General features: G+C 59.2%; 22 protein-coding genes. 12 read left to right on the plus strand and 10 right to left on the minus strand.

The features are described from left to right. Positions 1–46: 46 nt before the first annotated feature. The gene (gene ybaK / locus ACQUWM_RS13155; protein WP_428922461.1) at positions 47–514 is read right to left on the minus strand and encodes a Cys-tRNA(Pro) deacylase; all 468 of its coding nucleotides are present in this window, start codon (positions 512–514) and stop codon (positions 47–49) included. After that, on the minus strand, positions 511–3,174 hold the full coding sequence (locus ACQUWM_RS13160) for an EAL domain-containing protein (RefSeq protein WP_428922462.1): 2,664 nt from the start codon (positions 3,172–3,174) through the stop codon (positions 511–513). Before ACQUWM_RS13160 ends, ybaK begins: the two co-directional genes overlap by 4 nt. A gap of 262 nt (positions 3,175–3,436) precedes the next feature. On the opposite strand from ACQUWM_RS13160, the gene ACQUWM_RS13165 reads away from it, so the two are divergent. Further along, a complete protein-coding gene (locus tag ACQUWM_RS13165) occupies positions 3,437–4,723 on the plus strand; it encodes a serine hydrolase domain-containing protein (RefSeq protein ID WP_428922463.1) in 1,287 nt (428 codons plus the stop codon). A gap of 6 nt (positions 4,724–4,729) precedes the next feature. On the opposite strand, the gene ACQUWM_RS13170 is transcribed toward ACQUWM_RS13165, so the two are convergent. After that, positions 4,730–5,074 carry a hypothetical protein gene (locus tag ACQUWM_RS13170; RefSeq protein WP_407001739.1) on the minus strand — a complete coding sequence of 115 codons (345 nt, stop codon included), beginning with the start codon at positions 5,072–5,074 and terminating at the stop codon, positions 4,730–4,732. 200 nt (positions 5,075–5,274) lie between these two features. Here ACQUWM_RS13170 and ACQUWM_RS13175 point away from each other — a divergent pair, with 200 nt between their 5' ends. Then, entirely contained in the window at positions 5,275–5,529 is a 255-nt protein-coding gene (locus ACQUWM_RS13175; RefSeq protein ID WP_406989744.1) for a hypothetical protein, read from the plus strand. Here ACQUWM_RS13175 and ACQUWM_RS13180 read toward each other — a convergent pair. Beyond that, entirely contained in the window at positions 5,523–6,524 is a 1,002-nt protein-coding gene (locus ACQUWM_RS13180; protein WP_407001741.1) for a hypothetical protein, read from the minus strand. The two genes, ACQUWM_RS13175 and ACQUWM_RS13180, sit on opposite strands and share 7 nt — an antisense overlap. Positions 6,525–6,691: 167 nt before the next feature. Between ACQUWM_RS13180 and ACQUWM_RS13185 the strand changes: the two genes are divergently transcribed. Genes ACQUWM_RS13185 through ACQUWM_RS13195 form a run of 3 tightly spaced genes read left to right on the plus strand, consistent with a single transcriptional unit; the run spans position 6,692 to position 11,217 of the window. Then, the gene (locus ACQUWM_RS13185; protein WP_428922484.1) at positions 6,692–10,189 is read left to right on the plus strand and encodes a response regulator; all 3,498 of its coding nucleotides are present in this window, start codon (positions 6,692–6,694) and stop codon (positions 10,187–10,189) included. 37 nt (positions 10,190–10,226) lie between these two features. Further along, on the plus strand, positions 10,227–10,772 hold the full coding sequence (locus tag ACQUWM_RS13190) for a hypothetical protein (RefSeq protein ID WP_428922464.1): 546 nt from the start codon (positions 10,227–10,229) through the stop codon (positions 10,770–10,772). 31 nt (positions 10,773–10,803) lie between these two features. Next, the gene (locus ACQUWM_RS13195) at positions 10,804–11,217 is read left to right on the plus strand and encodes a response regulator (RefSeq protein WP_407001743.1); all 414 of its coding nucleotides are present in this window, start codon (positions 10,804–10,806) and stop codon (positions 11,215–11,217) included. A gap of 25 nt (positions 11,218–11,242) precedes the next feature. Here the strand turns inward: ACQUWM_RS13195 and ACQUWM_RS13200 are convergent, their stop codons facing one another. Then, positions 11,243–11,515 carry a hypothetical protein gene (locus ACQUWM_RS13200; RefSeq protein WP_407001744.1) on the minus strand — a complete coding sequence of 91 codons (273 nt, stop codon included), beginning with the start codon at positions 11,513–11,515 and terminating at the stop codon, positions 11,243–11,245. A gap of 595 nt (positions 11,516–12,110) precedes the next feature. Here ACQUWM_RS13200 and ACQUWM_RS13205 point away from each other — a divergent pair. After that, positions 12,111–12,350, plus strand: a complete 240-nt coding sequence (locus ACQUWM_RS13205; protein WP_407001745.1) for a hypothetical protein — start codon at positions 12,111–12,113, stop codon at positions 12,348–12,350. 20 nt (positions 12,351–12,370) lie between these two features. On the opposite strand, the gene ACQUWM_RS13210 is transcribed toward ACQUWM_RS13205, so the two are convergent. Further along, positions 12,371–12,907: a 3'-5' exonuclease gene (locus tag ACQUWM_RS13210; protein WP_407001746.1), complete on the minus strand. Its 537-nt coding sequence runs from the start codon at positions 12,905–12,907 to the stop codon at positions 12,371–12,373. 158 nt (positions 12,908–13,065) lie between these two features. On the opposite strand from ACQUWM_RS13210, the gene queC reads away from it, so the two are divergent. Together queC and queE are read left to right on the plus strand one after the other, a co-directional pair. Further along, complete coding sequence (gene queC / locus ACQUWM_RS13215) at positions 13,066–13,731, plus strand: 7-cyano-7-deazaguanine synthase QueC (RefSeq protein WP_407001747.1); 666 nt, start codon at positions 13,066–13,068, stop codon at positions 13,729–13,731. Continuing rightward, positions 13,731–14,387, plus strand: a complete 657-nt coding sequence (gene queE, locus ACQUWM_RS13220; RefSeq protein WP_428922465.1) for a 7-carboxy-7-deazaguanine synthase — start codon at positions 13,731–13,733, stop codon at positions 14,385–14,387. Before queC ends, queE begins: the two co-directional genes overlap by 1 nt. 20 nt (positions 14,388–14,407) lie before the next feature. Here queE and ACQUWM_RS13225 read toward each other — a convergent pair whose 3' ends face one another. From ACQUWM_RS13225 to ACQUWM_RS13240, 4 genes are all read right to left on the minus strand, one after another. Continuing rightward, positions 14,408–15,478, minus strand: coding sequence for an AraC family transcriptional regulator ligand-binding domain-containing protein (locus tag ACQUWM_RS13225; protein WP_428922466.1), 1,071 nt, complete (start codon positions 15,476–15,478; stop codon positions 14,408–14,410). A 122-nt stretch (positions 15,479–15,600) separates the two neighbouring features. Continuing rightward, entirely contained in the window at positions 15,601–16,488 is an 888-nt protein-coding gene (locus tag ACQUWM_RS13230; protein WP_428922467.1) for an alpha/beta fold hydrolase, read from the minus strand. 109 nt (positions 16,489–16,597) lie between these two features. Next, positions 16,598–18,367 (minus strand): ExeM/NucH family extracellular endonuclease, encoded by a 1,770-nt coding sequence (locus ACQUWM_RS13235; RefSeq protein WP_407001751.1) that lies wholly within the window; start codon positions 18,365–18,367, stop codon positions 16,598–16,600. 9 nt (positions 18,368–18,376) lie between these two features. Beyond that, on the minus strand, positions 18,377–19,282 hold the full coding sequence (locus ACQUWM_RS13240; protein ID WP_428922468.1) for a helix-turn-helix transcriptional regulator: 906 nt from the start codon (positions 19,280–19,282) through the stop codon (positions 18,377–18,379). 305 nt (positions 19,283–19,587) lie between these two features. Between ACQUWM_RS13240 and ACQUWM_RS13245 the strand changes: the two genes are divergently transcribed. The 4 genes from ACQUWM_RS13245 (at position 19,588) to ACQUWM_RS13260 (ending at position 23,688) form a co-directional block, all read left to right on the plus strand. Beyond that, complete coding sequence (locus ACQUWM_RS13245) at positions 19,588–20,877, plus strand: MFS transporter (protein ID WP_428922469.1); 1,290 nt, start codon at positions 19,588–19,590, stop codon at positions 20,875–20,877. A 151-nt stretch (positions 20,878–21,028) separates the two neighbouring features. Beyond that, a complete protein-coding gene (gene slyA / locus ACQUWM_RS13250; RefSeq protein ID WP_406989721.1) occupies positions 21,029–21,454 on the plus strand; it encodes a transcriptional regulator SlyA in 426 nt (141 codons plus the stop codon). Between the two features lie 33 nt (positions 21,455–21,487). Next, positions 21,488–22,879 carry a DHA2 family efflux MFS transporter permease subunit gene (locus tag ACQUWM_RS13255; protein WP_428922485.1) on the plus strand — a complete coding sequence of 464 codons (1,392 nt, stop codon included), beginning with the start codon at positions 21,488–21,490 and terminating at the stop codon, positions 22,877–22,879. A gap of 239 nt (positions 22,880–23,118) precedes the next feature. After that, positions 23,119–23,688 carry a TMEM165/GDT1 family protein gene (locus ACQUWM_RS13260; RefSeq protein ID WP_428922470.1) on the plus strand — a complete coding sequence of 190 codons (570 nt, stop codon included), beginning with the start codon at positions 23,119–23,121 and terminating at the stop codon, positions 23,686–23,688. Positions 23,689–23,710: the final 22 nt, after the last annotated feature.

Raw genomic sequence — 23,710 nt, forward strand, 5'->3', positions numbered from 1 at the left:
GTTTCGTAGCCTGCCTGATGGGTGCTTGGTCCCGGGGTGGGGGCCTTCAGGCTTGTAGGGGCGCGAACTGTGCTGTGGTCAGTTTGGCCAGGTCCTCCGGTGACAGTTCGATTTCCAGGCCGCGGCGGCCGGCGCTGATGTAGATGGTGTCGAAACGCTGGGCAGAGTCATCAATAAAAGTCCTGAGCCGTTTTTTCTGGCCCAGGGGGCTGACGCCGCCGAGAACGTAACCGGTGCTGCGCTGGACATCCTGTTTGTCGGCCATGGTGGCTTTCTTGCCTCCAGCCGCTTTGGCAACCAGCTTCATACTCAGCATGGCGGTGACCGGCACCACGCCAACGGCCAGGTCCTTGCCATCAATGGCGACTACGAGAGTTTTGAAGACTCTTGCCGGGTCTACTCCCATCTTCTCCGCAGCTTCGGTACCGAACGATTCGCTGGCGGGGTCATGGTGGTATTCGTGAATCCGGTGGCTGATTTTCGCCTTTTTTGCAGCGTTGATGCCTGGTGTCATGATTGGATTGGGGCTCCGCTAGTCCGTGAACGGGTGAAGTCCTGCAAATCTTCCCATGACAGTGGGCGCGAATACCAGAATCCCTGGTAGCTGGTGCAGCCGAAGGATTTGAGCGTGTTGAACTGTTCTTCGGTTTCCACCCCCTCGGCGACAACGTCCATGCCCAGCTCATGAGCCATGGACAGGGTGCCCCGGGTAATTGCTGCATCCCGGTGACTGGAGGTTATGCCGTTGATGAAAGTGCGATCGATCTTGATCTTGTCGACCGGCATATCCCGCATGTAGCTCAAACTGGAAAAACCCGTTCCGAAATCATCGATGGCGACCACCACGCCGAGGTTCTGTAATTCCCGCAGCTGTTTGATGGCTCCCTGGGGGTCGTCGAGGAAAACATTTTCGGTGATCTCCACAGACAGCCGTCCCTTTTCGATTCCATGTAGATCAATCAGTTGCGCTATTCGTTCCACCAGTCGATGGCGCTGGAACTGCAGCGGTGACAGGTTGATGGCGATGTTGGGTACTCCCAGCTCCGCAAGCCGTGAAATCATTCCGGCAGCCTCCGCCATGACCCACTCGCTGATGGGAATAATCTGACCTGTACGTTCCGACAGGGGAATGTACTCGGCGGGAGAAATGAAGCCGCGGGTAGGATGTTTCCATCGTATCAGCGCCTCCACGCCAATGATCTCGAGATCGTTGCCGAACAGCGGCTGGTAGAACAGCTGGAATTGATTGAGGGTTAGTGCTTCCTGCAGTTGCTGGCGCAGCGTTACCTCGTGTTGGGCGTGCTTGTTCAGGCCGTCGTTGAACCACTGCCAGGTGTTGCCGCCCAGTTTCTTGGCCTGGTACATGGCCATATCCGCCTGTTGGACAAGTAACATGGCATGCGGCAGGGCCTCTTTACCGACGGCGATGCCGATGGCAGCGGACAGGGTGACCTCGACGCTGTCGTACTGGAAGGGCTGGGCGAACTGGGCAAGGATATTTTCTGCCACCTGATTGAGGTGAACGCTGTCGTCCGTCGCCGACACCAGGGCGATGAATTCGTCACCGCCAAAGCGAATCAGCGTGGCCCCGGTTGGCGATGCATCCGCCAGCCGGCGGGCGGTTTGCTCCAGGATCTGGTCGCCAAAGTGATGGCCGAGGCTGTCATTGACCGGTTTGAATCCGTCCAGATCGATAAACATGACATAGATGGATTGCCCCTTGTCGAGAGTTTGCTGGCAAATCTCGGCAAGGTGCGCTTCGAGGTAGATCCGGTTGGGCAAACCGGTCAGGGCGTCATGGCTGGCCTGAAACGCCAGGTTTTCCTCCTGCTTTACCCGGGCACTGATATCGTTTTGCACCCCGACGAAGTGGGTGACTTCCTGGCGATTATCGCGCACCGGAGCGATGTACAGATCGTTCCAGAACGTCGTGCCGTCCTTGCGGTAGTTGAGGATGGAGGTATGCACTTCGCGGAATTCGGAAAGCCTTTGCCGAATACGGTTTTTTGCCGATTCTCCAGTGGCGGGGCCCTGCAGCAGGCTACAGCTGCGACCCAGAATTTCCTCACGTGTGTATCCGGTTATGGTTTCGAAGGCCGGGTTCGCGTAGATCAGGGGATAACCCGGCTGCCTGGCATCGGCGATGGTGACACCGTTGGCTGAAGCTTCCACCCCACGCTCCAGCAATCTCAGGCGGGCTTCCGTCCGCCTCTGTTCCGTTCGGTCCTTGGCAACGCCATGAATCCCCGTGACCTTGCCATTGACGATAATGGGCATGTTGGTGATATCGATATCGAGCATACCCCCCGAGCGTTGGAATACCTTGATCTCATAACGTTGCGGCACCCCTTCTTTGGCGCGTTCAAAATGCTCGCGCGTGCGCTCGATGTCCTCGGGAGGAACAAGCGCTTCGTAGTTCTGCCCGAGAATTTCCGCCTCGGAATAGTGGATCAGGTCGCTGCCGGCCTGATTGAACTGGATGAACTTCCCGTCCAGGTCCAGGGTAAACACGGCGTCGGGATTGTGGGTGAACAGGGACCGGAAATGCTGCTCGTTATGCTCCCTCTGAATACGCTGGTTGTGATGTTCCAGCATCAGGCTGACCATGTGGCGGGTGCGCTCAATCAGGCGGGTCTGCCGCTTGTTAGGGCTTCTCCGCTGGTGAAAGTAGACGGCAAAGGTGCCCAGCAGATCGTCGTTGTCGGCGATAATGGGAAAGGACCAGCAGGCCACCAGTTTGTACTGATTCAGCAGCTCCGTGTAAGGCACAAAGCGTTCGTCCTGTCGCATGTCTGCAATCATCACTGGCTGGTGGCGGAAAGCCGCCGAGCCACAGGCGCCGGCATTGTCCTCAATCGGCATCGCCTCCAGGGCAGTGCGGAATTCAGCGGGAAAACTCGGGGCGGCCCATACGGACAGGGCGGTTCTCTGCTCGTTGGCCAGCATTACGGTGCACATGGCCCCGCTCACCTGATGCTCGATCAGGTAACAGATCTCATTGAGCTTGTCCTCCAGCGCTGCTTGCCGGGTAATCGCTTCAATGGCTGAGTACTGATCCTGAATCAACTGGCTGAGACGATGTTTTTCCTGGCGGTTGTACCACCATAACGCCGCTGCCATCACAGCGATGGATAAAGCGAAAACGGACAGTGTCGCGGGCAGGGTCAGAACCAAGGCTTACCTCATTTCCGGTCAAAAGTCCGGACAGGATTCCGGATTAAGAATCGGGTTTTTGTTTTTAACCACTTTAGGTGAGTTTCGTCGGGAATGCATTGGAAGACCGAAGGTTATGGTGTCGTTTGCGGAAGAAGCCCATAATCCCTGACAGTCGCGGTTGGAAAGACTGACATTCCCGCAACCGCCCTCCGGCCAATGTTCCGGCTCTGGCCAGCGTTGATCATGAAATAGAAACAGCAACCTGAACCAAGGCTTAGCGATGAATCGAATTGCCCGTCGAGCACTGCACACCTGCCCGGTCCCCAAGGACCTGTCCGCCATCACCTTTCGTGACACCAACGGAGAGAATCCGCAGGCCGCCGGCGTCGACCCCCAGGTGGTGGAAGACATCTGGCACAGTGTGGAGAGGCTCTACCGTACCGGCGTCCATCCCGGTATCCAGTTGTCCGTCCGCCACCGGGGTGAGCAGATACTCCACCGTGCCCTCGGCCACGCCTCCGGAAACGGCCCCCACGAGCCGACAAACGCTGTTCAGGTGCCGATGACCACGGATACGCCCATTTGCTATTTCTCTGCGTCGAAAGCCGTGACGGCGTTATTGATGCATATGTTGTCGGAGCAGGGGCTGGTCAACCTGATGGATCCGGTATCCTATTATTGCCCGGAGTTTGCCGCCAATGGCAAGCGCACCATCACGGTGCATCAGATCCTCTCCCATCGCGGCGGGATTCCGGCCATCCCCAGGGAAACCCCCATTGATGTGCTGTGGAACCGGGACGAAATCTGGAAGATTCTGTGCGATGCCAAACCGGTGGAAGTCGATGGCTCCAAGGTGGCCTATCACGCCATTACCGGCGGGTTCGTGTTGCAGCGGGTATTGGAAAAAGTGACCGGCGACACCATCGAGAATTTCCTGGACCGCCACCTGCGCCAGCCCATGGGCATGCGCTGGTTCACCTACGGAATTGCAGCGGACAAGGTCAACGATCTGGCCACCAATTACGCAACCGGTCCGACACCGCGTTTTCCGGTGTCCTGGATTGTGAACCGGGCACTGGGTGGTGACATTCACACCGTTGAGCAGGTGATCAACGATCCCCGGTTCCAGGAGGCGGTGATTCCGGCAGGGAATCTCTGTGGTACCGCGGAGGAGATGGGGCGCTTCTTCCAGATGATGCTGAATGGCGGCGTCTGGAACGGCAAACGCATCTGCAGCGAGATGACCATTCGGCGCTCTATTCAACAGTTCGGTTCGCTCCAGATCGACCGCACCATGATGATTCCCATGCGTTTCAGCGCGGGTATGATGCTCGGGGGCAATCCGTTCGGATTGTGGGGGCAGCAGAGTCGCTATGCCTTCGGACACATCGGTCTGATCAATAAGCTGTGCTGGGCCGATGCGGGCAGGGATATTTCCGTCAGCCTGCTGAATACCGGCATTCCCATCGTCGGCCACCATCTGCCGGCACTGGCGAAGTTCGTCTATACTGTGTGTGACCGCTTTCCGCTGATTCCCGAGGACCAGCGGCCCCTGATCGCGGCCTGAACCGGTTCAGAGCGTCTGCAACTGGTCTTCCAGTATGCCCAGCACTGACGACAGGATGTCGCGGAAATCCGTCAGTGTCTGGGTGCGCTGGATCACGTCCTCCCGATACTCATCCAGCCTCTCAAGTTTCGGAACCACCCGGCGTATGCCCTCGGTGATGACTTCGTAGGGGTAATGGTGATCCATCACGCTGAGCTTGTTTATCTCAGACACTTCCTGACTGAAGATGCTGATGATGTCGTACAGCATGTCCTTGTGCCGGATGCAGCTGGCTTCCCAGTACGCGTCGTCCAGTAGCTCTAGCAGTGAGAGATATTCCCTCAGGGTATCGGCAACGGATGTCTGGCTCATGGGTGGCGCTCGTCTGGTTGGTGTGTTTGTTCGTATAACTCCAAACTATAGCAGGAGAATGTGGGCCTGTTTTCAGGGCGCAGTGCCCGTGCCGCACAAAATATATGAAACTAAATTCATCATTGTTGAGTTCTGTCTGACAGTTGTGCAAAATTCAAAGTGCGGTACGGATACCCACTACTCAATGGAAGAGACGCGTGATGGAAGACAACCTTCACATTCCCACCGGGCAGGACGATGCTCGCCTGGTCAAGCTGGATCACCACGATAGCGTGCGTTCCCACGTCCGGGCGCAGGTCAGTTCCGAGGTGGAACGCCTGGAGCGGCGGATTGAAACCCTTCGCCTTGTCAGTGCCCCCCATGCAGCCATCATGATTTCCGCTTATGAGCGAATGCTGGACCGCAAGAAAGGTTTTCTGCGGAACTGGGGGCTACGGGATGGCGGTAGTTACTGACGGCGCCCGATGGCAATGGTGTCATAGCGGCGGGTCTCCTCGCCATTCTGCTGGTTGCCGCAATGGTTCGGATTGGCGGTCACCTCCCCATTCTCTGCTATCGTTGGTGGCTCATCGCTGGAGGTAAACACCCGAACCTGCTGGTCGTTATAGTCGAGCACGGCGCGGATGCAGTCAGGATTTTCACCGTTGATGCTGATACCGCTGGCGCTGGTCAGCGTCAGTGTATCCCGCTGGTTGCCAACGAATTCCTGAAGAAGCTCCACGTTGCCCAGGGTTCGGCCGGTAAAACTGGTGGCCGCAAACTCGGGTTGGTTGAATCCGGAGGTGCCAAACGTGCTGGCATCGTAGCGGCCGCTCCATGATGCGCTGGCGACCTCTGCTACGGTTTCATCATCGTCCCCCGGTTGTCTCGCGACATACTGGGTTGCCCGGAAAACCTTGCCCAGGTTCGGTGTATTGGTCCAGTCCAGCATGGGGTAGATCCAGGTACGGTCGGCCGTTGGCGCGCTGGCGTCTCCGTTTGTTTCGCTGAAGCGGATCAGTGCATCGTTTGCGGGTGTGTTGTAGGTGGAGGCTTCACCTTCACTGACGCTGTCCCGCATCAGTTGCCGGCCTTCATTGAAATTGTCGACCGTCCCCAGGCGAATAACTTCGTTGATCAGGTCCAGCGGGTTCCTCACACTGGTGTAGTCAGTACCCTCCCCGTTGGGGGTGGCGCCGAGGAACGGATCCAGGTGTTCCCGCAGTGCCCGGGCGGTGCCTTCGTCATCGCCTTCATTGGCGGGCTGGATGCCGCGGTAGAAATCCCGGAATATGGTGTATTGCAGAACCGGCGCCAGGCCTTCGGTATTCTGGAGCCGGAAGGTCGCCACGGGCAGGTCCACGTCCGTGGCCGGGTTGAGGTAGCCGTCGCCTCCTGAGCTGTCGGGGCCACACCCCACCAAACCCGAGGTCATGATGGTTGTCACGGCAATAACGCAGGCATGTCTCATTTCAGGTGGTCCCGAGGTGCGAAAAGGGTGTTTAAACGCTAAAGTGACGGTCTGCGGAGCGCGAACACCTTGCCCCGGTCCGACTGCTGACAATAAACCATAAAACAGGTAGCTACCCTCGCGGAGATCACATTTTGCGGCAACGGCCACTGCCTATCCATCGATTGATGGGACCGATCCTTGCCCTGCTGGCGCTTTGCCTGTCTACCGTTACAGTCGCCAGTGATCAGTGCCAGGACGGCAACATTGTGCTGAACAGTGCGACGACGAGTGTGCGGGACCTGGGGAACTGCGTCTGGTTCCTGGAGGACCCCGACCATTCCCTGGGCTTCAACGACATTGTGTCTGAAAGCGCCCCCGCTTTTACCCGCCATGAAGGTGGCGTGCTGAACTTCGGCTATACCGAGTCGGCCTACTGGGCCAGGTTTGATGTCCGGGTCGGTGCGGGTGCCGCGCTCTCGGACTGGATTCTGGAACTGGCGCTGCCGTTGGTGGACGAGGTGGTGCTCTATGTGGTGCAGGATGGTGAGCTGGTCGAGCAACGCCGGGCCGGTTATGAGGGAGGCTGGTCCTCCCGTGATCTGGCGGTGCCCAATCCGACGTTCCGGCTCTCGCTGGCGGCGGGTCAGCCCGCCCGTATTTACCTCCGGATTACCAACACCAACACCTTTCGCTTGCCCATTTCGCTCTGGCATCCGGACAGCTACATTGAAAAAGTATCGGTGGACGAGGCCGTCCGCGGCATCCTGCTTGGCAGTATTCTGGCCATCCTGGCCTACAACCTGTTTGTTGCGGTATCGGTACGGGAACGCAGCAATATCTATTATGTGCTCTACCTGGTGTCGGCCACGGTGTTCATCGCCACCGAGCAGGTGCATGGTACCCAGCTGTTTGCCGAGCGACCGGCCTTCCTCGACAAGGAATACCTGCATTTCCAGATCATGATGACCTGGTTCTGGGGCCTGTTGATGGCCCGGTCGTTGCTGGAAACCCGGGAACGGTCGGCGGGCCTGGACCAGGTTATCCGACTGTGCCTTTATTCGGTGGTGGTAACGTTTGTGCTGTCGTTCTTCCTGCCCTACCACCTGGCCATGGAGTGGATCGTGCTGGGCTCCATCCTGCTCAGCATTCTGATGATTCTGGTGAGTTTCCTGTCCTGGCGCTATTACAACCCGGCTGCCCGCTCCTATTTCTTTGCCTGGACGCTGGCCCTGGTCGGGTTTGGCATCTATGCGCTGACAGTCATGGGGTACCTGCCGGTGAACATGTTCACATCCTACTCGCCCCAGTTTGGCCTGACGGCGCAGATCATCCTGTTCTCCTTTGCCCTGGCTGATCGAATCAAGCAGGTTCAGGGAGAAGCGCTGGGCTGGAGCGAGCGTGCCCTGGCCAACCTGCGCCGGTACCAGTCGCTGTTCGATAACGCCATTGAAGGGGTTTTCCAGATGTCCCTGGACCGGCGTTTTGTAACCGCGAATCCAGCGATGGCAAGGCTGATGGGTTATCACAGCAGTCGCGAACTGCTGGACGACAACCCCGACGTGCTGACCACCTGTTTTGCCGATGAGCGGGTGCGGCGGCGGGTGGTGGAGCAGCTGGAGACCCGGGGAACCGTGAAGGGGATAGAGGCCCGCTATTATACCCGTTCCGGCACCGAACGCTGGGCTACGATCTCTCTGCATGCGGTATACGACGCTGCCGGTCTGCCGGCCCACCTGGAAGGCACCTGCATCGATGCCACCGAGCGGCATCAGCGCCAGCGTATTGAACGGGAGCGGGAGCAGGAACGGCTGGAAAAAGAGCTGGCCCGCAACTCCGCAGAGGCCAAGAGTCAGTTCCTCGCTAACATGAGCCATGAGATCCGCACGCCCCTGGCGGCGATCATCGGATACGGTGAAACCCTTCTCGATCCGGGACTGAGTGAGCGCGAAAAGCACAGCAGCGCAGAAACGGTGGTGCGTAGCGGTCGCCACTTGCTGGATCTGGTGAACGACATTCTCGATCACTCGAAGATCGATGCCAATAAGCTGGATGTGGACATTGTGTCCGTCGACCTCCCGGAGCTGCTGGAGGAAGTGCGTGCTTTCTTTGCGCCCCGGGCCCGGGAAAAGGGCCTGGATTTCCAGATTAACTGCGCCTTTCCATTGCCGGAAACCATTCGTACCGACCCCACCCGTTTCCGGCAGATCATCATCAATCTGTGTGGGAATGCTCTGAAGTTCACCGAAAATGGTCGGATATCCATGGAAGTGCGCTGCGATCAGCAGCAGGAGCAGCTGCTGGTCCGGGTGTTGGATTCGGGGATCGGCATGAAGCCGGAGCAGCTGGAGCGATTGTTTGATCCCTTTGCCCAGGGCAGCGCCGCCATTGCGCGTCAGTACGGAGGCACGGGGCTGGGGCTGAGTATCTCGCGCCGGCTGGCGCAACTGCTTGGCGGTGAAATCAGGGTGTCCAGCACCTACGGCGAAGGTAGCGAGTTTGAAGTGTCTATCGCCACCGGAGCGCTGGATGGCGTCCATTTCCTGCGTGATGCCTCGGAGCTCGGCCAGCGCCGGCGGACCATACCCATGGCGCAGGCGCCCCGGTTAAGCGGTCGTATTCTGTGCGCCGAAGACAATGAGGTGAACCGCCGGCTGGTTTCCATGCTGGTTGATCGTACCGGAGCGGACATCGTGCATGTCTGCAACGGCGCGGAAGCGCTGGAAGCCGGTACCCGGGAATCCTTCGATGTCATTCTCATGGACATCCAGATGCCGGTCATGAATGGCCGTGACGCAACCGCCGCCTTGCGGGAGGCGGGGATAAACACGCCGATTGTTTCGCTCACAGCCAATGTGATGGCCGAAGATATCGCCGATTACCGCGCTGCCGGCTGTAATGAACATCTCGCCAAGCCTATCGACAGGCAGCGTTTTTACGAAGTGCTGGCGCGTTACCTGACGGTTTTGCCCGCGTCGAGCCATGGTGCGTCCCGCCGGTATCAGGGTACGGTGCTGGTGGCGGAGGACAACGACGACAACCGCCAGCTGGTTGAGCGCATGCTGCGTCGCCAGGGGGTGGAGGTTATCCCGGTCACCAGTGGCGACGAGGCGGTGCGCACCGCCCTGTCGGCCTCTGTTCAGCTGGTGTTGATGGATCGACACATGCCGGGGATGGATGGGGTGGAAGCGACCCGGCTGTTGCGGGAAGCCGGGTTCCGGCGACCGATTATCGCCTTTACCGCGGGTGACCAGCAGGAAATCGAGGCGCTCGGGGCGGCCGGCTGTGATGGCGTGCTGCACAAGCCCATAGACATTGGGCATTTACTGGCGTTACTGGACCGGACATTGACGCCCGCGCGGGAAGCAGATGAAAGTTTCCCTGAAACCGGCGAAGATGGTGATATCCATGGTCTGGTGGTGCAGTTCCTGTCCGGTCTGGAGGCCCGCCAGCAACGAATGGACGAAGCCCTGGCACAGGCGGATGCCGGAACCCTGAGGCAGGAAGCCCACCAGATCAAAGGTACGGCGGGAGCCATGGGTTACCCGTCGATGACCCGTCAGGCCGGCGCACTTGAGGCCATTCTGAGGGACGGGGAACCGGACTGGGATGGTGTTCGCAGCGAGCTGTTCCGGCTCAATGAGATGATTGATCAGGCCCTGAAGGCACAGCAAGCGCGGACCTGATGACCCATTGGCAAGAATCAATAACGGGAACCGGATAATGAGTGACAGTCAACAACGGCAGGAGCAGCATTCCCTGAGTATGATGTACGGCACCTACGCGGATATCCTGTTTGTGCTGTTCCCGTTCCTGGTGATCACCATGCAGCGGCTGTGGGACGGTAACCTGGCGGACATCCTGATGCGACCTGACCTGAGCATTGCCGCTGCCATCCTGGCGGGACTGGCGATTGGCAAGTTCGTTCTGGGTCTGGTCAGTAATCGCGATCTGGGCCGCTTCAAGGAGCGGATTGTGTTCTTTATCGCGCTGACCCTGTTTGTGGTGCTGGGTCCCGCGATTATTCTGATGCTCAGTATTGTGGGTAGCGGCAACGTACCGGGATTCGTCGCGTTCGTGCAGCCCGTCCTGTTGATTATTGCGATCTCCCTTTACACCACGGCAGTCAGCATCAGCAATATCCTGACCCGGGAAGGTCCTGGAGACACGGACACCGGCCCATCCGGGGGGCTGCACGGTCCGGCAGCGCCGGCCGCTGGCCACGAACCATTGGCCATCCCGAGCCGCACAGACAGTGACACGATTTGAATCGTGATCAGGGATGTTAAGGAGAAAACCGATGAATGAACTCAGAGTGCTGGTGGTGGAAGACGAGCCTGTCATGTGTGAGCGTCTGGTGCAGATGCTGCTCAAGGCCGGTGCTACCGGCGTTGAATCCGCCCCGGATGCGGCGGGTGCCCGTGCGGCGTTTGATGCTGCGGAGTTCCAGATCATCCTGCTGGACCTTGGATTGCCGGATGGCAACGGCCACGACTTGATGGCGGAGTTCAAGGGAGTGAAGGAGAGTCAGCATGTGGTGCTGGTGACGGCCGATGATTCCATCGACAGTATCCAGAAGGCGATCAGTGCCGGTGCCAATGGCTACGTGGTGAAGCCCTACTCCCAGGATAAGATACGCGATGTGCTGAACAACTACGCCATGGTTCACGGTGGTGACCTGGCGATGATGCAGGGCCTGGGCCGTCAGCATTGACCGGCCCGGGCCCCGGAATGGCGGGTTACGCCACCTGACGGGCAATCCATGAGTTGTAGCGGGTTGCCAGTGCCCTTACATACCGGGCTTCCGCGCCGCCAAGGTTGCCAAGGACACCATTGAAGATCCAGCCCCGCTCGTACAGACCCAGCACCCGCTGTTCGTCGTCCAGGTTAACGCGCTGATTCAGTTTCTTGCAGATGGCATCCAGCAGCGGCAGCTTGTCAGGACGCTTGATCGCGCCCAGTTGGTTGCCGGCCGGCTGGTTTGCTGCACGTGTTGTTGGATGTCTTTTCATGATGTTCTCCTCGTCGTTTTGCGGCTGCAAAAACAAAAACCCCGGTGCCTTGGCAACCGGGGTCTCGCGGAGAAGCTGGCCCGGTTGCTCGAAAGGCTCCCGGGACTGACCGAAAGCCGTTAGTTGTCTTTCACCATAGCGAGTACACACTGGCCGGCGTGGCAGCCTGCGCCTGTGTAGGTCATGGAATGTCGGATAACGTATTGCATGGTTTCGGACTCTGTTCCGGCGGTGCTAGAGGCGCCGGTCTGTCAGCAATTATCGGTTTCGGTACAGTGATCAGTGTATAGCCTGCCGGCGGGTTTGCAAGAGGCAAGACGCTTCGGCAAACCCCTACAGACGGCGTGGTGAGAACTGATCATAATTCGTCCTGTCACGTGTTTTACGTTGTGCAATCCTTGGTGTCAGCCACCCAGACGTGGGGCACCATTTGGATCTCTCCTTTCGACGCAGCCTTCTGGGCTGCGTTTTTTTTTGGATAGTGGTTAATTCGTAGCCACTAGTTCGTACAGAATTTCCCCTCTGTTCTGTCGATAATATGCTTGCTAACCAATCATTCATCTCAACAGATATCCAGAGGTTGAAACCTAAGAAAATGCCTGACGAATCAGGATCTGCCAGACAAAAGTTCCGTTCACACGTTGTTATCGAAATGTTTCTGGTCGCCGCACTGGCCGCGTACCTGCTGATGGCCAGGGGGCAGGTTGTGGGGGATGACCTCACGTTTACCATGGTAGGAGCAGGTCTGATGGTGCTGGTCACGTACTGGACCCTGAATACCCTTCGTGATGGTCTGGAAGTTATTGCCGTTCGCGCCGGTCGGCTGAAACACTGACGTCCGTTGACGGGAGTGGCTCAGGCCTGGTGGCTCTGACCCGGGACGGTTTGCACGCCGCCGGCATCCAGATCAATCTGCTCCCAGGTTTTGTGCAGGATCAGTGCGTCATTGGCGGCGCGGTGGACCGGTAAGCCCAGCTGGTTGATGACATCCTGGCGGATGGCGGACCAGTGCCTGACCTGAACCGAATTCAGCAGCATGGATATGGATTCCAGCTGAAATGCTGGTTGTACGCCGGCAACCCGATACAGGCGATGCAGCCAGAAGCTGTCAAAGGTCCAGGCGTCACAGAACACCTGGTCGGGAAGCAGTTCGTTGAGACTGTGCGCCACCTCCGTAACCGGGGTGCCTTCGTTTTCCAGCGTGGAGCGGTCGATGCCGTGAATCCGCTCGGCGCTTTCCGACCAGTCCTGCCAAAGCACATGGGGGCGAATCAGCCAGCTGTGTAGTTGTCCGTCGGGCAGGCAGATTCCTACCTCGATCGGGTAACTGGCAATAAGGTCGAGGCTGGATGCCTCGAAATCGATAAATGCTGGCCTGGTCTCGGAGTTCATTCTCTCTGATTTTTTATTGAAGTGCCGTGATTCGAGTTTACCCGCCCCATTGTTCAGACGCGAACCCATCGTGTCATTCCACTGTTACAATATGCCCATCGAATGTAAAACCCCAATGACAGCCAAGAGGTTGTTATGGGTACTAACGGGATTCTCTGATGTCTGAAACTGTTGTTGTTATTTATTCCGGGGGAATGGATTCCTTCACGCTGTTGCACCTGGCCCGCGCTCGCGGCTATCAGGTCCATGCCCTGTCCTTTGACTATGGTCAGCGCCATGTCCGTGAGCTGGAGTGTGCGGGCAAGGTCTGTGATGACGCCGGTATTCCCCACAAAATTATTGATATCCGTGCGCTCGGGGCGGTCATGGCCGGCTCGGCCCTGACCTCCGACGTTGACGTGCCCGAAGGTCACTACGAGGAAGGCTCCATGAAGGCGACCGTCGTGCCCAACCGCAACATGATCCTGCTGTCCCTGGCGACCGGTTATGCTGTGACCGCCGGGGCCAGTTCGGTCTGGTATGGCGCTCATGGCGGGGACCACGCGATTTACCCGGATTGCCGCCCGGCATTTGTCGAAAAGATGGATGCCGTCTGCCGCGTGGCGAATTACGAGTCGGTGGGAATCGAGGCGCCGTTTATGGCCATGGACAAATCAGAGATTCTTGCGGAAGGGCTGAAACTGGGGCTGGACTACAGCCAGAGCTGGACTTGCTACAACGGTCGCGACAAGGCCTGTGGCCGTTGCGGTTCCTGTGTTGAGCGTCTTGAAGCCTTTGCTGCCCATGGCCTGGTTGATCCGTTGCCGTATGAGGATGGGGTCTGATGTACCGGGTCAAGGAAGCCTTCTACACCCTTCAGGGGGAGGGTGCCCAGGCTGGTCGTGCCGCAGTATTTTGTCGGTTCAGCAAGTGCAACCTGTGGACTGGCCGTGAAAAGGACAGAGCAACTGCGGTGTGTGACTTTTGCGACACGGACTTTGTGGGGACCGATGGCCAGAACGGCGGTCGTTTTGATACCGCCGATGACCTGGCCGCCCATATTTGCAAGTTGTGGCCCGACGCCCCTGGCCGCCCCTACGTGGTGTGTACCGGTGGGGAGCCTCTGTTGCAGCTGGACCGGGATCTGATTGCAGCCTTTCATCGTTCGGGCTTTGAGATTGGCGTGGAAACCAATGGCACCCTGCCGGCGCCGGAGGGTATTGACTGGCTGTGTGTCAGTCCAAAGGCGGATGCCCCGGTGGTGATTGAACGCTGTGACGAGCTGAAGCTGGTTTACCCCCAGCCCAAGGCCATGCCTGAAAAATTTCTGCACATCCTGGCGAGCCATTATTTCCTTTCGCCGATGGCTTCCCCGTCGGCGCCGGAGGGCGGGGCTGATTCGCTAAAGCAGAGCAATACCCGCAAGGCCACCGAGTATTGCCTGGCTCACCCGCAGTGGCGGCTGACACTGCAAATGCACAAGATCATCGGCATCGACTGACCCCGGTCAGGCTATCCGCATCAGGCTGTCGCCCGCATGGACGACGATGCCTGAGTCTTGACCGGTTGCAGTGCCTGGCTGCGATAGTGGCTCGGGCTGGTGCCGGTCCAGCGTTTGAATGCCCGGGTGAAATTGGCGGCATCGGCATACCCCAGCACGTCCGCAATCTGGCTCAGATTCATGCCGGTATTCTTCAGCAACTCCCCTGCTCGTTCCAGGCGGACATGGTCCACCAGATTCTGGAAGCTGGCGTTCTCTTCCTGCAGGCGCCGTTTCAGAGTGCGCTCGGATACGAACAGGGTGGCCGCCACCCTTGCCAGCTTGGGAGGAAACGGGTGGCTGGTTTCAATGACTCGCCGCACCCGGCAGGCAAATCCAGCGTCCTCGGTCAGCTGTTTCAGGGCTTCTTCACATTGTGCCCGCGAGGAAGCCGCGAGCTGGGCGTCACTGAAACGCACCGGCATGCTCAGCTGTGCGCGGGGAATGACCAGGGCATCTTCCCGGGATTCGTAGCGTACCGGCACCGCAATATGCTGGCGGAAGCGCTGAAAGTAGCCGGGCTCCGCGCCCCGGCGAAGGATGGCGGAGCCGGGAACGGCAGTGCCGGTCAGCTGAGCGCCCATGGACACGCAACCGAACAGCATGGCGTCCATGATAAATCCGTGCAGAGGGCCCAGATCAACGCCACAGGACACGTTGAACAGTACGTTGTTGCCCTCCTGGCGACGGGACACCTTCAGATGGGGGGCTCTCAGGGTCAGGTAGCGGGTCATCAATTCCAGGGCTTCGTCCAGTGAGCGGCTGCTCATGACGGCGGTACCCAGGGCGCCATGGAGCGGCAGCTTGAGCTCCCGGGCGAGCATGATGCCAAGGCCGGGTTCGCCACTTTCGATGATGGCGCGGGTCACAAATTCACTGGCCTGGGACTGGCTGACACGCAGGTCCGTTGATTTCAGACGGGCCGGGTCGAGACCGACACGTAGCAGCAGGGCCCGCTCGTCAACACCAATGGTGTTCAACAGCTCCGCTAGCAGGTGCAGGTATATGGCCGGCATGCCCAGATCCTGAACGGTCGATACTGAGGCGCGCATGGTTTTTCCTCGTTTTATGCTGTTTTTGTTATGTAAGGGAATGACATTCAGACATGATTATGACCGTTACCTCGGTCCAGCCCCATGACTTCGCTGACGGGTCAAGAGGCCATGCAGGCCAATCATTGCTGGTGGCGATCAATGAATCTGGCCAGGGTCGCGGCCGAACGTCCGGGGTTTTCCAGCATGGGAAGGTGGCCAACACCGGGAAAGACATGAATGTCGGCTTCCGGCGTCGCGGTGCGGAACCAGTCCACGCAGCAGGTCGGGGTAATGACGTCGCGGTCCCCCCACTGAACCTGCAGTGGTGGCGTGGTTTTGCCCAGGTAGCGGGCCGGCGCCAGGGCGTCCGCCAGCATGTCGTTGAAAATATGCCGCAGGGCATCGCCCCGCTGTAGCAGGTCCGGGCCCAGCAGACCGGTCATGGCAATGCCCATCACCGTGGGTTTGCCATTGCCGACAGTGTTGAACATGCGATAGACGCCGGTCCAGTCCCTGGGTATCAGGATTTCGTCCCGGTCGGATTCGAACGGCGCGTCGATATCGACATCGGCGTGTTCCGGAATACCGGCGCTGTTCAGCAGTGTCACTGAGCGGGGCGCCGGCTCCATGCGGTGCGCCAGCACGGCGGCAATCGCCCCGCCCATGGAGCTGCCGGCAATATGAATGTTGCTGGTGGGGAAGGTGGCCAGCCAGTCCCTCAGCCTCAGGGCCTGGGCCTCGTAACGGTAACTGGCATCATCGCGGTAATCGCTTTCACCGAGCCCGGGAAGGTCTGGGGCCAGGATGTGCCAGTCCCGGGGCAGCTTCTGCAGCCAGAATGCCCAGTTCTCCTTCATTGCCGCGAAACCGTGGATCAGCAACACCGTGGGCTTGTCGGCCGAGGGGGTTCCGCGCTCGAGATACACCATGCGGTGTCCGTCAACCATGGCTTCCCTGCGTTTGGCCTGAAGCATCCAGCGCTGGCCGGTGCGGGCCAGGGGCCAAAGATTCGGGGTAGGTACTTTCATTGTGTTGTTCCGATGCCAGGGTATGGAACCAGTGTACCGTTATGGTAAGGATGGGCGATGGCCTTGCCGCCCGTGAGTGGCGGCAGCCGAGCAATTGCGGAACGGGTGTTCAGAGAGCGAGATCGGTGATGACCGGGTTATGATCGGAGGATCGCCAGGGAGAGTCCTCCGGGGTTTGATCGGCATTCCGGTAGCTTAGGGCTCTCGGCTCGTCGGCGTTGACAGCCCAGCTCCAGGCTCCGGTCACTCTCGGTGCCAGCGCCGGTGATGCCAGTGCGTAATCCAGGCTGCCATGACGCCCCCGGTAACGATAGGTGTGGTGGGGACAGTCCGTGGCCGCACAGGGGTGGAAGTGGTGAACCATGCTGGTGTAGCCAGCCTGGTAGAATACCTGCAGTGGTTCTTCCCGGGTGTAGCTGTTCAGGTCGCCGGTGATCAGGGTGCCTGCCAGGCCCCCGGGTTGTGGCAGTTCGCTTGCCCAGCGCACCAGGGCATTGGCGGCTGCGGTGCGGCGGTGGTTGTAACAACCCTGGCCATCGCCCTGATCCCGGTCGCTGTTGCTGGCGCCGCGACAGGCTTTGGATTTCAGGTGCGGGACGATAATGCGGACGCTGCCACCTTGTTTCAGTGGCTGGAAGACCTGGGTCAGGGGGCGCCGTCCCAGTCGCTTGAAGGGGCCGGCGGTCAGTCGTTTCGCGGTCCCCACCGGTTTCACGCGATCGGCCCGGTACAGTAAGCCGGTCTGAATGGCATCGTTACCGGCGTCTTCATCCGATATGACGTAACGCCAGTGGGTGCCCAATGCCTTTGCCAGAGTCACCAGGGCGCTGTGATCCCCGTAGCCATCATTCTCCAGCTCTGTAACAGCGATTATGTCGGGGTCGGGCAGAGTCAGGGCGGTGACCAGTCTGCGAGTCTGTTCTGCAAACTGAGCGGATGTCTCCGCACCGCGTGGTGTTGGGAAGCCGTTGCCCTGACCGTCACCGTTGAAGTAGTTCTCCAGGTTAAGAGTTACCAGGCGCAAGCTGGTTTGCGGCGCTCGTTCAGGGGCTTCCGGACGGCGATTGTCCTTGTGAAAGCGGGGGGCGGTGATGGGTTGGAGGCGCCAGGCGTCAAAGCGGAAATCGAGCACGCCATCCAGAGCGCTCACGGTATCGCCCGCGCGCACGGTGTTGTTGGCTGATAGCGCCGGGGTCGGCCAAGGTGTTGGATCGGGGTTACGTTCACCTTGATTGTCGTCCAGCAACAGCCGGTGCTTTTGCTGATGCTGCCGTAGCTGGATCGCCTCCGGGCCGGGATCGAGAATGTCGGTCGGTATGCTTTGGGGCGCACTTGCCAGGGTCAGTTCGCCGTAGCGGGCCAGTTGGTAGTTATCGATGACGGTGAGGGAGCCGGCCACGGCCACCCGCATGTTTTCCAGGTGTTCCGGCGGGTGATTGCCGGGCCAGGGCAGCCGGACGGTGACCGGCTCCGGTAACCTGGCTTTGCCACAATCCAGCAGCTGCCGGATATCGGCAAGCTCCGTCAATCCATGGAATTCCTTGACCCTGCCACTAACCCGCACGCGGTCGCCCGCTTTGGCGGTTGTGCGGTTGGTGTAGACAAACAGGCCTTCGGAAGTGGCCGGGTTGTTATCTGTTTCCCCGTCGGCCTGTTGCAGGTAAAAGCCGCGAAAACCGCCCTGGTGGCGGGAATCAAGGGTGATGACCCCCTCGACAGTGACCTCTTCGCCTGCCAGCGGGGAGCGGGCCTGATGGCCCTGGACCTGAGAGATAGCGGTTGCGGGAGAGCCACAGCCAGCGGCGACGGCTCCGGCAGGAAGCCAGAGCACCAGGGCTGTGAATGCTGTAATAAGGCGATTGGTGGCGTGTGATGTCACCGGTCGATTCTAGCAAAGCCCCGCCACCGCTTTCACGGCTTTTTGCTGGTGGGTGCTTCCCGGGCTTACCTGCTCGGGGTTGGCAAGTTCCAGTTGCTGTACCAGTGGGTCCGGATGTGGGGTGTCCACCGCCACGCCGAGGCGGGACAACACATAGGGAGCCAGTGCCGCGCGGGTGTCCAGCTCCAGGCGATGGTTGGTCATACCGTAGTCAGCGGCGATAATGTCCCTGCGCTCCTTGCTCAGCCGGCTGTCGGGGGTGAGTACCAGTGTCAGCTCGCGATTCCATTCATCGTCCTGGTGGGCGGTGTGGCGTGATTTCACCCGAGAGGCTTCCGGCTCGCCCCGGAAACGACTCAGGGCGAAATCGCTGAACGCCCCGGTGGTTTCACACCAGGCCCGGAGGTGCCAGTTGTGGCCGACGCAGACCAGGGTATGGGGCTCCAGGAGACGCTGGGTGATGGCCGGTTGAGCGAGTGAGGCGTAACCGGCTTTCAGCTGGCGCCCGTGACGGGTGGCGGTTACCACCGCACGCATGACGTCCGGTTGCACCACCCGGTGGGGGCCGTGCACAACGGTGCTGTCCGGAAGGCTGATGTTCAGGGTTTCAAAGGTGTCACTGAGATGCTCCTGGCGGGCCAGCAGGTCCAGATATTCACTGGCCTGACCACGGGTGACCACCGGGCGGAAGTCGGTCGCGGGCACATAGCCCTTCAGGTGCCGATCGTACACCAGGTTGTCGGGTGCCAGTTCCCGCAGATAGGTATTGATATCCTTGGAGGCCTGCTGCCGTCCGATGCCAAAGCTGTGGCAGATGTGGTTGGTCGTCAGCCGTCCTTCCCACAGGGCAATAATCTCAATCAGGCGGTAGCGAAGCAGCAGATCCCACCGGATGGGCCAGTCCGTTTTTTTCATAACAGGCGCTCACGGGTTTAGTGAATAGCTAGGGAGCCTCGGAATAACTCCTGAATAATGGTACCCGCTCCTTGCTGGCAGTTCTGTTACGTCACCTTAATGTAAAACATTGTTAAAGTCAGGCATGCCGGGGGCCCCAGCGAGTTGGTTGTCGGTGTTTCGGGGTTTGAGGCGGGCTTCGGGAAGTGCGTAGTAGTCACGCCGGGCTGCGCCTGCTCTAATTCGCCCCCGGCAAAAACCGGCCCTTGCTGCTATGTTTTGTCACAATCCACCAGCGCAAGCCTGCAACGTCCGGAGCCTGTCAGATGACCCGAATGGTCACTTCTCTTTCTGCCCTGATTCTCAGCATCATTCTGCTGGTCAGCGGCAACGCGTTTCTGATGACGTTGCTGGGCATCCGCCTGAGCATTGAATCCGTCGCACCGAATATTATCGGTTGGGTGCTGGTGTGTTATTCCATCGGGTTTGTCCTGGGCACCCTCTATGTCCAGAAGGTCATTGCCCGTGTCGGCCATATTCGGGCCTTTGCGGTATTCGCTGCGGTGGCTGCCGTGACATCGCTGATGTATCCCATGGCCATTTCCATGATTTTCTGGGCGGTCCTGCGGGTATTGTCGGGGTTCAGCATGGCGGGCGTACTGGTGGTGATCGAGAGCTGGTTCAGCAGCCGTGCCACCAATGCCAACCGGGGGGCACTGTTTGCGGTTTACCAGTTTGTTTTCTACCTGTCTGCCGCCGGTGGCCAGTTGGTGGTGAACATCGGTGATCCGGCGAACTTCATGCCGTTCTCGCTGGCGGCGATGTTGCTCGTGTTGGCACTGGTTCCCCTGTCCCTGACGACAATGGAGGCTCCGGTCATTGAGCAGGCCGAGCGAATGTCGTTTTTCAAGCTTGGGCGGGAATCTTTCAGTGGTGTTGCCGGAGCCCTGATCTGCGGTGTGTTGATCGGCTCGTTCTACGCCCTCGGTCCGGTATACGCCACCATGGTGGGGCTGGATGTCGCCCGGACATCCACCTTCATGGCCAGCGCGATCATTGCGGCGATGCTGCTGGCGTGGCCTCTTGGTCGTGTGTGTGACCGCTTTGACCGGCGGCGGGTGATGTGCTGGGTGGCGTTGACTGCGGCCACAGCAGCGGGTCTGGTTGCTGTGCTGGGTGCGGGCACAATATGGATACTGACGATACTGGTAGGCCTGTTTACCGGATTGTCGGCCATGGTTTACCCGATTGCGGTTGCGATCACCAATGACCGGATGGACAGTCATCGCATTGTGGCCGCCAGTGCGACGCTGTTGCTCAGCTATGGCATCGGTAGTGTGATCGGGCCGATCGTTATGGCGGAGCTGATCAGTGTGTTGGGACCGAGGGGATTGTTCCTTGGGAATGCCGGCTTCCTGGTATTGCTGGCGGTGGTGACCAGTTACCGTATTACCCATACCGACGATGTGGCGGTGGTGGACCAGGAGCATTTCGTACCGGCTATGCCGGAAACCTCTGCGGTCCTGACGGAAATCGACCCCCGCAACGAGGACTTCCACGAATCCCCGGAAAGCATGGAAATGCAGGAAGAGGAGCAGCTTCGCCAGTCAGGCTGAGCTTGCAAGAACCTGTACTGGCGGGCTTTTTTTGCCCGCCTTTCGGTTTTCCCCGATTTTGTTTCCTGGTCCATATCTGTTTTTATCTCAATGGTTAGCTTACTATTGTTAACTTTCCATGATTATTTAGCCCCTAACCGGAGTCCTGACCATGAGAGATCAGTTTCCCTTTGCCGTTGCGCGGGTTACCCGTCGCTGGCGCAAGCTGCTGGATGAGCGCCTGAAAGATCTGGGTGTGACGCAGGCGCGCTGGACCACCATGGTCTATCTCAGGGAAGGGGGCGAAGGCCTGACCCAGCGAGAACTGGCCAGCCTGATGGCCATTGAAAATCCCACCCTTGTCCGTCTGCTGGACAGTCTGGAGCAGCAGGGCCTCATTGAGCGCCGCCCGTGCCCCAATGACCGCCGCGCCCGACGTCTGCACCTGACGGATAACGGTCGTGCCTTTATGGAGGATCTCACCGAGCGTGCCTCCAAGCTGCGGGAGGAAATGCTGGACGGGATTTCCGACAAAGAAATCGACTGTGCCATCAAAGTTTTTCACAAGATTCTGGAAAACGCCGAAAAGCAGAAATAAAACGCACGAACCCGGCCTGGAGGAGCATTCGCTCTGAGTGATAATACGGTGGAGGGGCTGAGGGCCCGATACGGTGAACGCTGGCGCTGGCTGGCTGTTTTCACAGTGATGCTGGGCACCATGGCAACGGTACTGAGCGCCACGGTGGTCAACGTGGCGCTGCACGATATTATGCTGGAGTTCGGGATTCGTCAGGGCCAGGTTCACTGGCTGGCGACCGGTTTTATTGCCGCCATGACCACCACCATGCTGACTTCCAGTTGGCTGCTGGACCATTTCGGTCTCCGCAAGACCCTGGCAACGGCCATGGCCTTGTTCAGTCTGATTTCTCTGGCGGGTGGGTTTGCGTCATCCCCGGAACAATTGATCGCCGCCCGCATCGGTCAGGGTGCCATGGCCGGATTGATGCAACCCATGGGTATGTACCTGGTGTTCCGGATTTTTCCCCGGGAGCGTCGTGGCCAGGCGATGGGGATCTATGGCATGGGCGTCATCCTGGCGCCCGCACTGGGACCGGTTCTGGGCGGCTTTCTGGTCGATCAGCTGGACTGGCGCTATGTGATGTTTGCACCTGCTCCGGTCACATTGCTGGGCGTATTCATGGCCTGGCGTTTTCTGCCGCTGCCGGTGTCGCGGCCAGCTCCCTATCGCTTTGACCTGCCCGGTCTGTTATTGCTGGGGTCCACCATCGCGGTGTCTCTGGACGCGCTGAATCGGCTGCAAAATGCTGCCGACAGTCGCTACTGGCTGGTGTTGGAAGGCCTGGTCGCGGTGACTACCCTGTTACTTTTCGTGTGGCGGGAGCGCAGAACCAGCCACCCATTGCTGAATCTCCGCCTGTTGCGCCAGCCGGTATTTCTCTACGCCAATCTTGGTGCCCTCGCCCTTGGTTTGGCGTTGTTTGGCTCCACGTATCTGGTGCCCCTGTTTGTCCAAACCGCCCTGAATTTTTCGGCCACGGAGGCGGGGTTGTTGATGCTGCCTGCGGGCATCGCCCTGGGCATGACCTTTCCCCTGGCGGGGCGTCTGGCGGACAAGCACAGCTCCCGCGCCCTGGTCGTTTTCGGCATGGTGCTGTTTGCAGCATCTGCGGCGTTGTTCGCGTTGTCTGATCTGGAGCTCGCGTTTGGCTGGCTGGCGTTGTGGACCATCCTCGGCCGGGTTGGTCTGGGGTTCATGTTGCCCGCATTGTCGACCGGCGCCCTGAATCCGCTTGAACCCCATGAGCTGGGGGCGGGCTCCAGCACCATCAATTTTACCCGGCAGCTTGGCGGTGCCTATGGCGTCAACATCGTTGCCCTGACCATTGAGTTCGGGGACCACGCCGGGGGCATTCCCACCATCGGCGCCTTCCATTCGGCATGGTGGCTGGTGGCGCTGTTCGTGGCGGTGGCGGCCATACCGGTCTGGCGGATGCGAGCGTAATTGAACCAGAATCTGGCATCGGGTAGTATTCAGCTTCCTTCAGGGGAGTAGCCTCCGCCCGCGGTGAGTTCAGCGGGCCGGATGGTAGTCAACATACTTGGGGCCCAATCCCCATGGCTATCGTGTCCCGCCCTAACCAGACAGTGGAATAGTGGCGAGATTGGCAAGACCTGAGGCAGACACCTCCAAAGGGCGGAAGGTGGCTGTCTCATGTCTGAAATTCCGCCCTGGGGCATTTCATGGACGCTTTTCTCTCTTCTACCCTCGCCGTTGCCATTGCTGAAATAGGCGACAAGACCCAGCTGCTTTCACTGTTTCTGGTGGCTCGCTACGCCCAGCGCTGGCCCATTATTCTTGGTATTTTTGTCGCCACGGTGCTGAATCATGCGCTTTCGGCTCTGCTGGGGGCCTGGGTTGCCAAATGGATACCGGACACCTGGCTGCCCTGGATCCTGGCAGTGAGCTTTGTCGCCATTGCACTGTGGTTGCTGATTCCTGACAAGGACGACAGCGACGATTCGAAGTTTCTGGGCATGGGCGCGTTCATGGTGACGACCGTGATGTTCTTTATCGCCGAGATCGGCGACAAGACCCAGGTGGCAACCGTGGTGCTGGCGGCACGATACACAGAGACCGTCTGGGTTATTATCGGTACAACCGTCGGGATGCTGTTGGCGAACATTCCGGTTATTATGGCGGGTAAGTGGTTAATGGACCGTTTGCCGTTGGCAACGGCCCGTATTGGTGCCAGTGTTCTTTTCGTTGTCCTGGCGATTGCAACGGTCTGGGCGGCCCTGGCTACGGCCTGAGTGTCCGCTCAACGGGTTTTCT

It is taken from the genome of Marinobacter sp. DUT-3, from assembly GCF_050379435.1.
Classification (GTDB): Bacteria; Pseudomonadota; Gammaproteobacteria; order Pseudomonadales; family Oleiphilaceae; genus Marinobacter.

Coding starts and splice junctions, on each gene's coding strand:
- ACQUWM_RS13230 (WP_428922467.1), bottom strand. CDS start 16,488: ATGAAAGTACCTACCCCGAATCTTTGGCCCCTGGCCCGCACCGGCCAG.
- ACQUWM_RS13190 (WP_428922464.1), top strand. CDS start 10,227: ATGAGTGACAGTCAACAACGGCAGGAGCAGCATTCCCTGAGTATGATG.
- ACQUWM_RS13200 (WP_407001744.1), bottom strand. CDS start 11,515: ATGAAAAGACATCCAACAACACGTGCAGCAAACCAGCCGGCCGGCAAC.
- ACQUWM_RS13175 (WP_406989744.1), top strand. CDS start 5,275: ATGGAAGACAACCTTCACATTCCCACCGGGCAGGACGATGCTCGCCTG.
- ACQUWM_RS13185 (WP_428922484.1), top strand. CDS start 6,692: ATGGGACCGATCCTTGCCCTGCTGGCGCTTTGCCTGTCTACCGTTACA.
- slyA (WP_406989721.1), top strand. CDS start 21,029: ATGAGAGATCAGTTTCCCTTTGCCGTTGCGCGGGTTACCCGTCGCTGG.
- ACQUWM_RS13210 (WP_407001746.1), bottom strand. CDS start 12,907: ATGAACTCCGAGACCAGGCCAGCATTTATCGATTTCGAGGCATCCAGC.
- ACQUWM_RS13225 (WP_428922466.1), bottom strand. CDS start 15,478: ATGCGCGCCTCAGTATCGACCGTTCAGGATCTGGGCATGCCGGCCATA.
- ACQUWM_RS13180 (WP_407001741.1), bottom strand. CDS start 6,524: ATGAGACATGCCTGCGTTATTGCCGTGACAACCATCATGACCTCGGGT.
- ACQUWM_RS13240 (WP_428922468.1), bottom strand. CDS start 19,282: ATGAAAAAAACGGACTGGCCCATCCGGTGGGATCTGCTGCTTCGCTAC.
- ACQUWM_RS13245 (WP_428922469.1), top strand. CDS start 19,588: ATGACCCGAATGGTCACTTCTCTTTCTGCCCTGATTCTCAGCATCATT.
- ACQUWM_RS13260 (WP_428922470.1), top strand. CDS start 23,119: ATGGACGCTTTTCTCTCTTCTACCCTCGCCGTTGCCATTGCTGAAATA.
- ybaK (WP_428922461.1), bottom strand. CDS start 514: ATGACACCAGGCATCAACGCTGCAAAAAAGGCGAAAATCAGCCACCGG.
- ACQUWM_RS13195 (WP_407001743.1), top strand. CDS start 10,804: ATGAATGAACTCAGAGTGCTGGTGGTGGAAGACGAGCCTGTCATGTGT.
- ACQUWM_RS13205 (WP_407001745.1), top strand. CDS start 12,111: ATGCCTGACGAATCAGGATCTGCCAGACAAAAGTTCCGTTCACACGTT.
- ACQUWM_RS13170 (WP_407001739.1), bottom strand. CDS start 5,074: ATGAGCCAGACATCCGTTGCCGATACCCTGAGGGAATATCTCTCACTG.
- queE (WP_428922465.1), top strand. CDS start 13,731: ATGTACCGGGTCAAGGAAGCCTTCTACACCCTTCAGGGGGAGGGTGCC.
- queC (WP_407001747.1), top strand. CDS start 13,066: ATGTCTGAAACTGTTGTTGTTATTTATTCCGGGGGAATGGATTCCTTC.
- ACQUWM_RS13165 (WP_428922463.1), top strand. CDS start 3,437: ATGAATCGAATTGCCCGTCGAGCACTGCACACCTGCCCGGTCCCCAAG.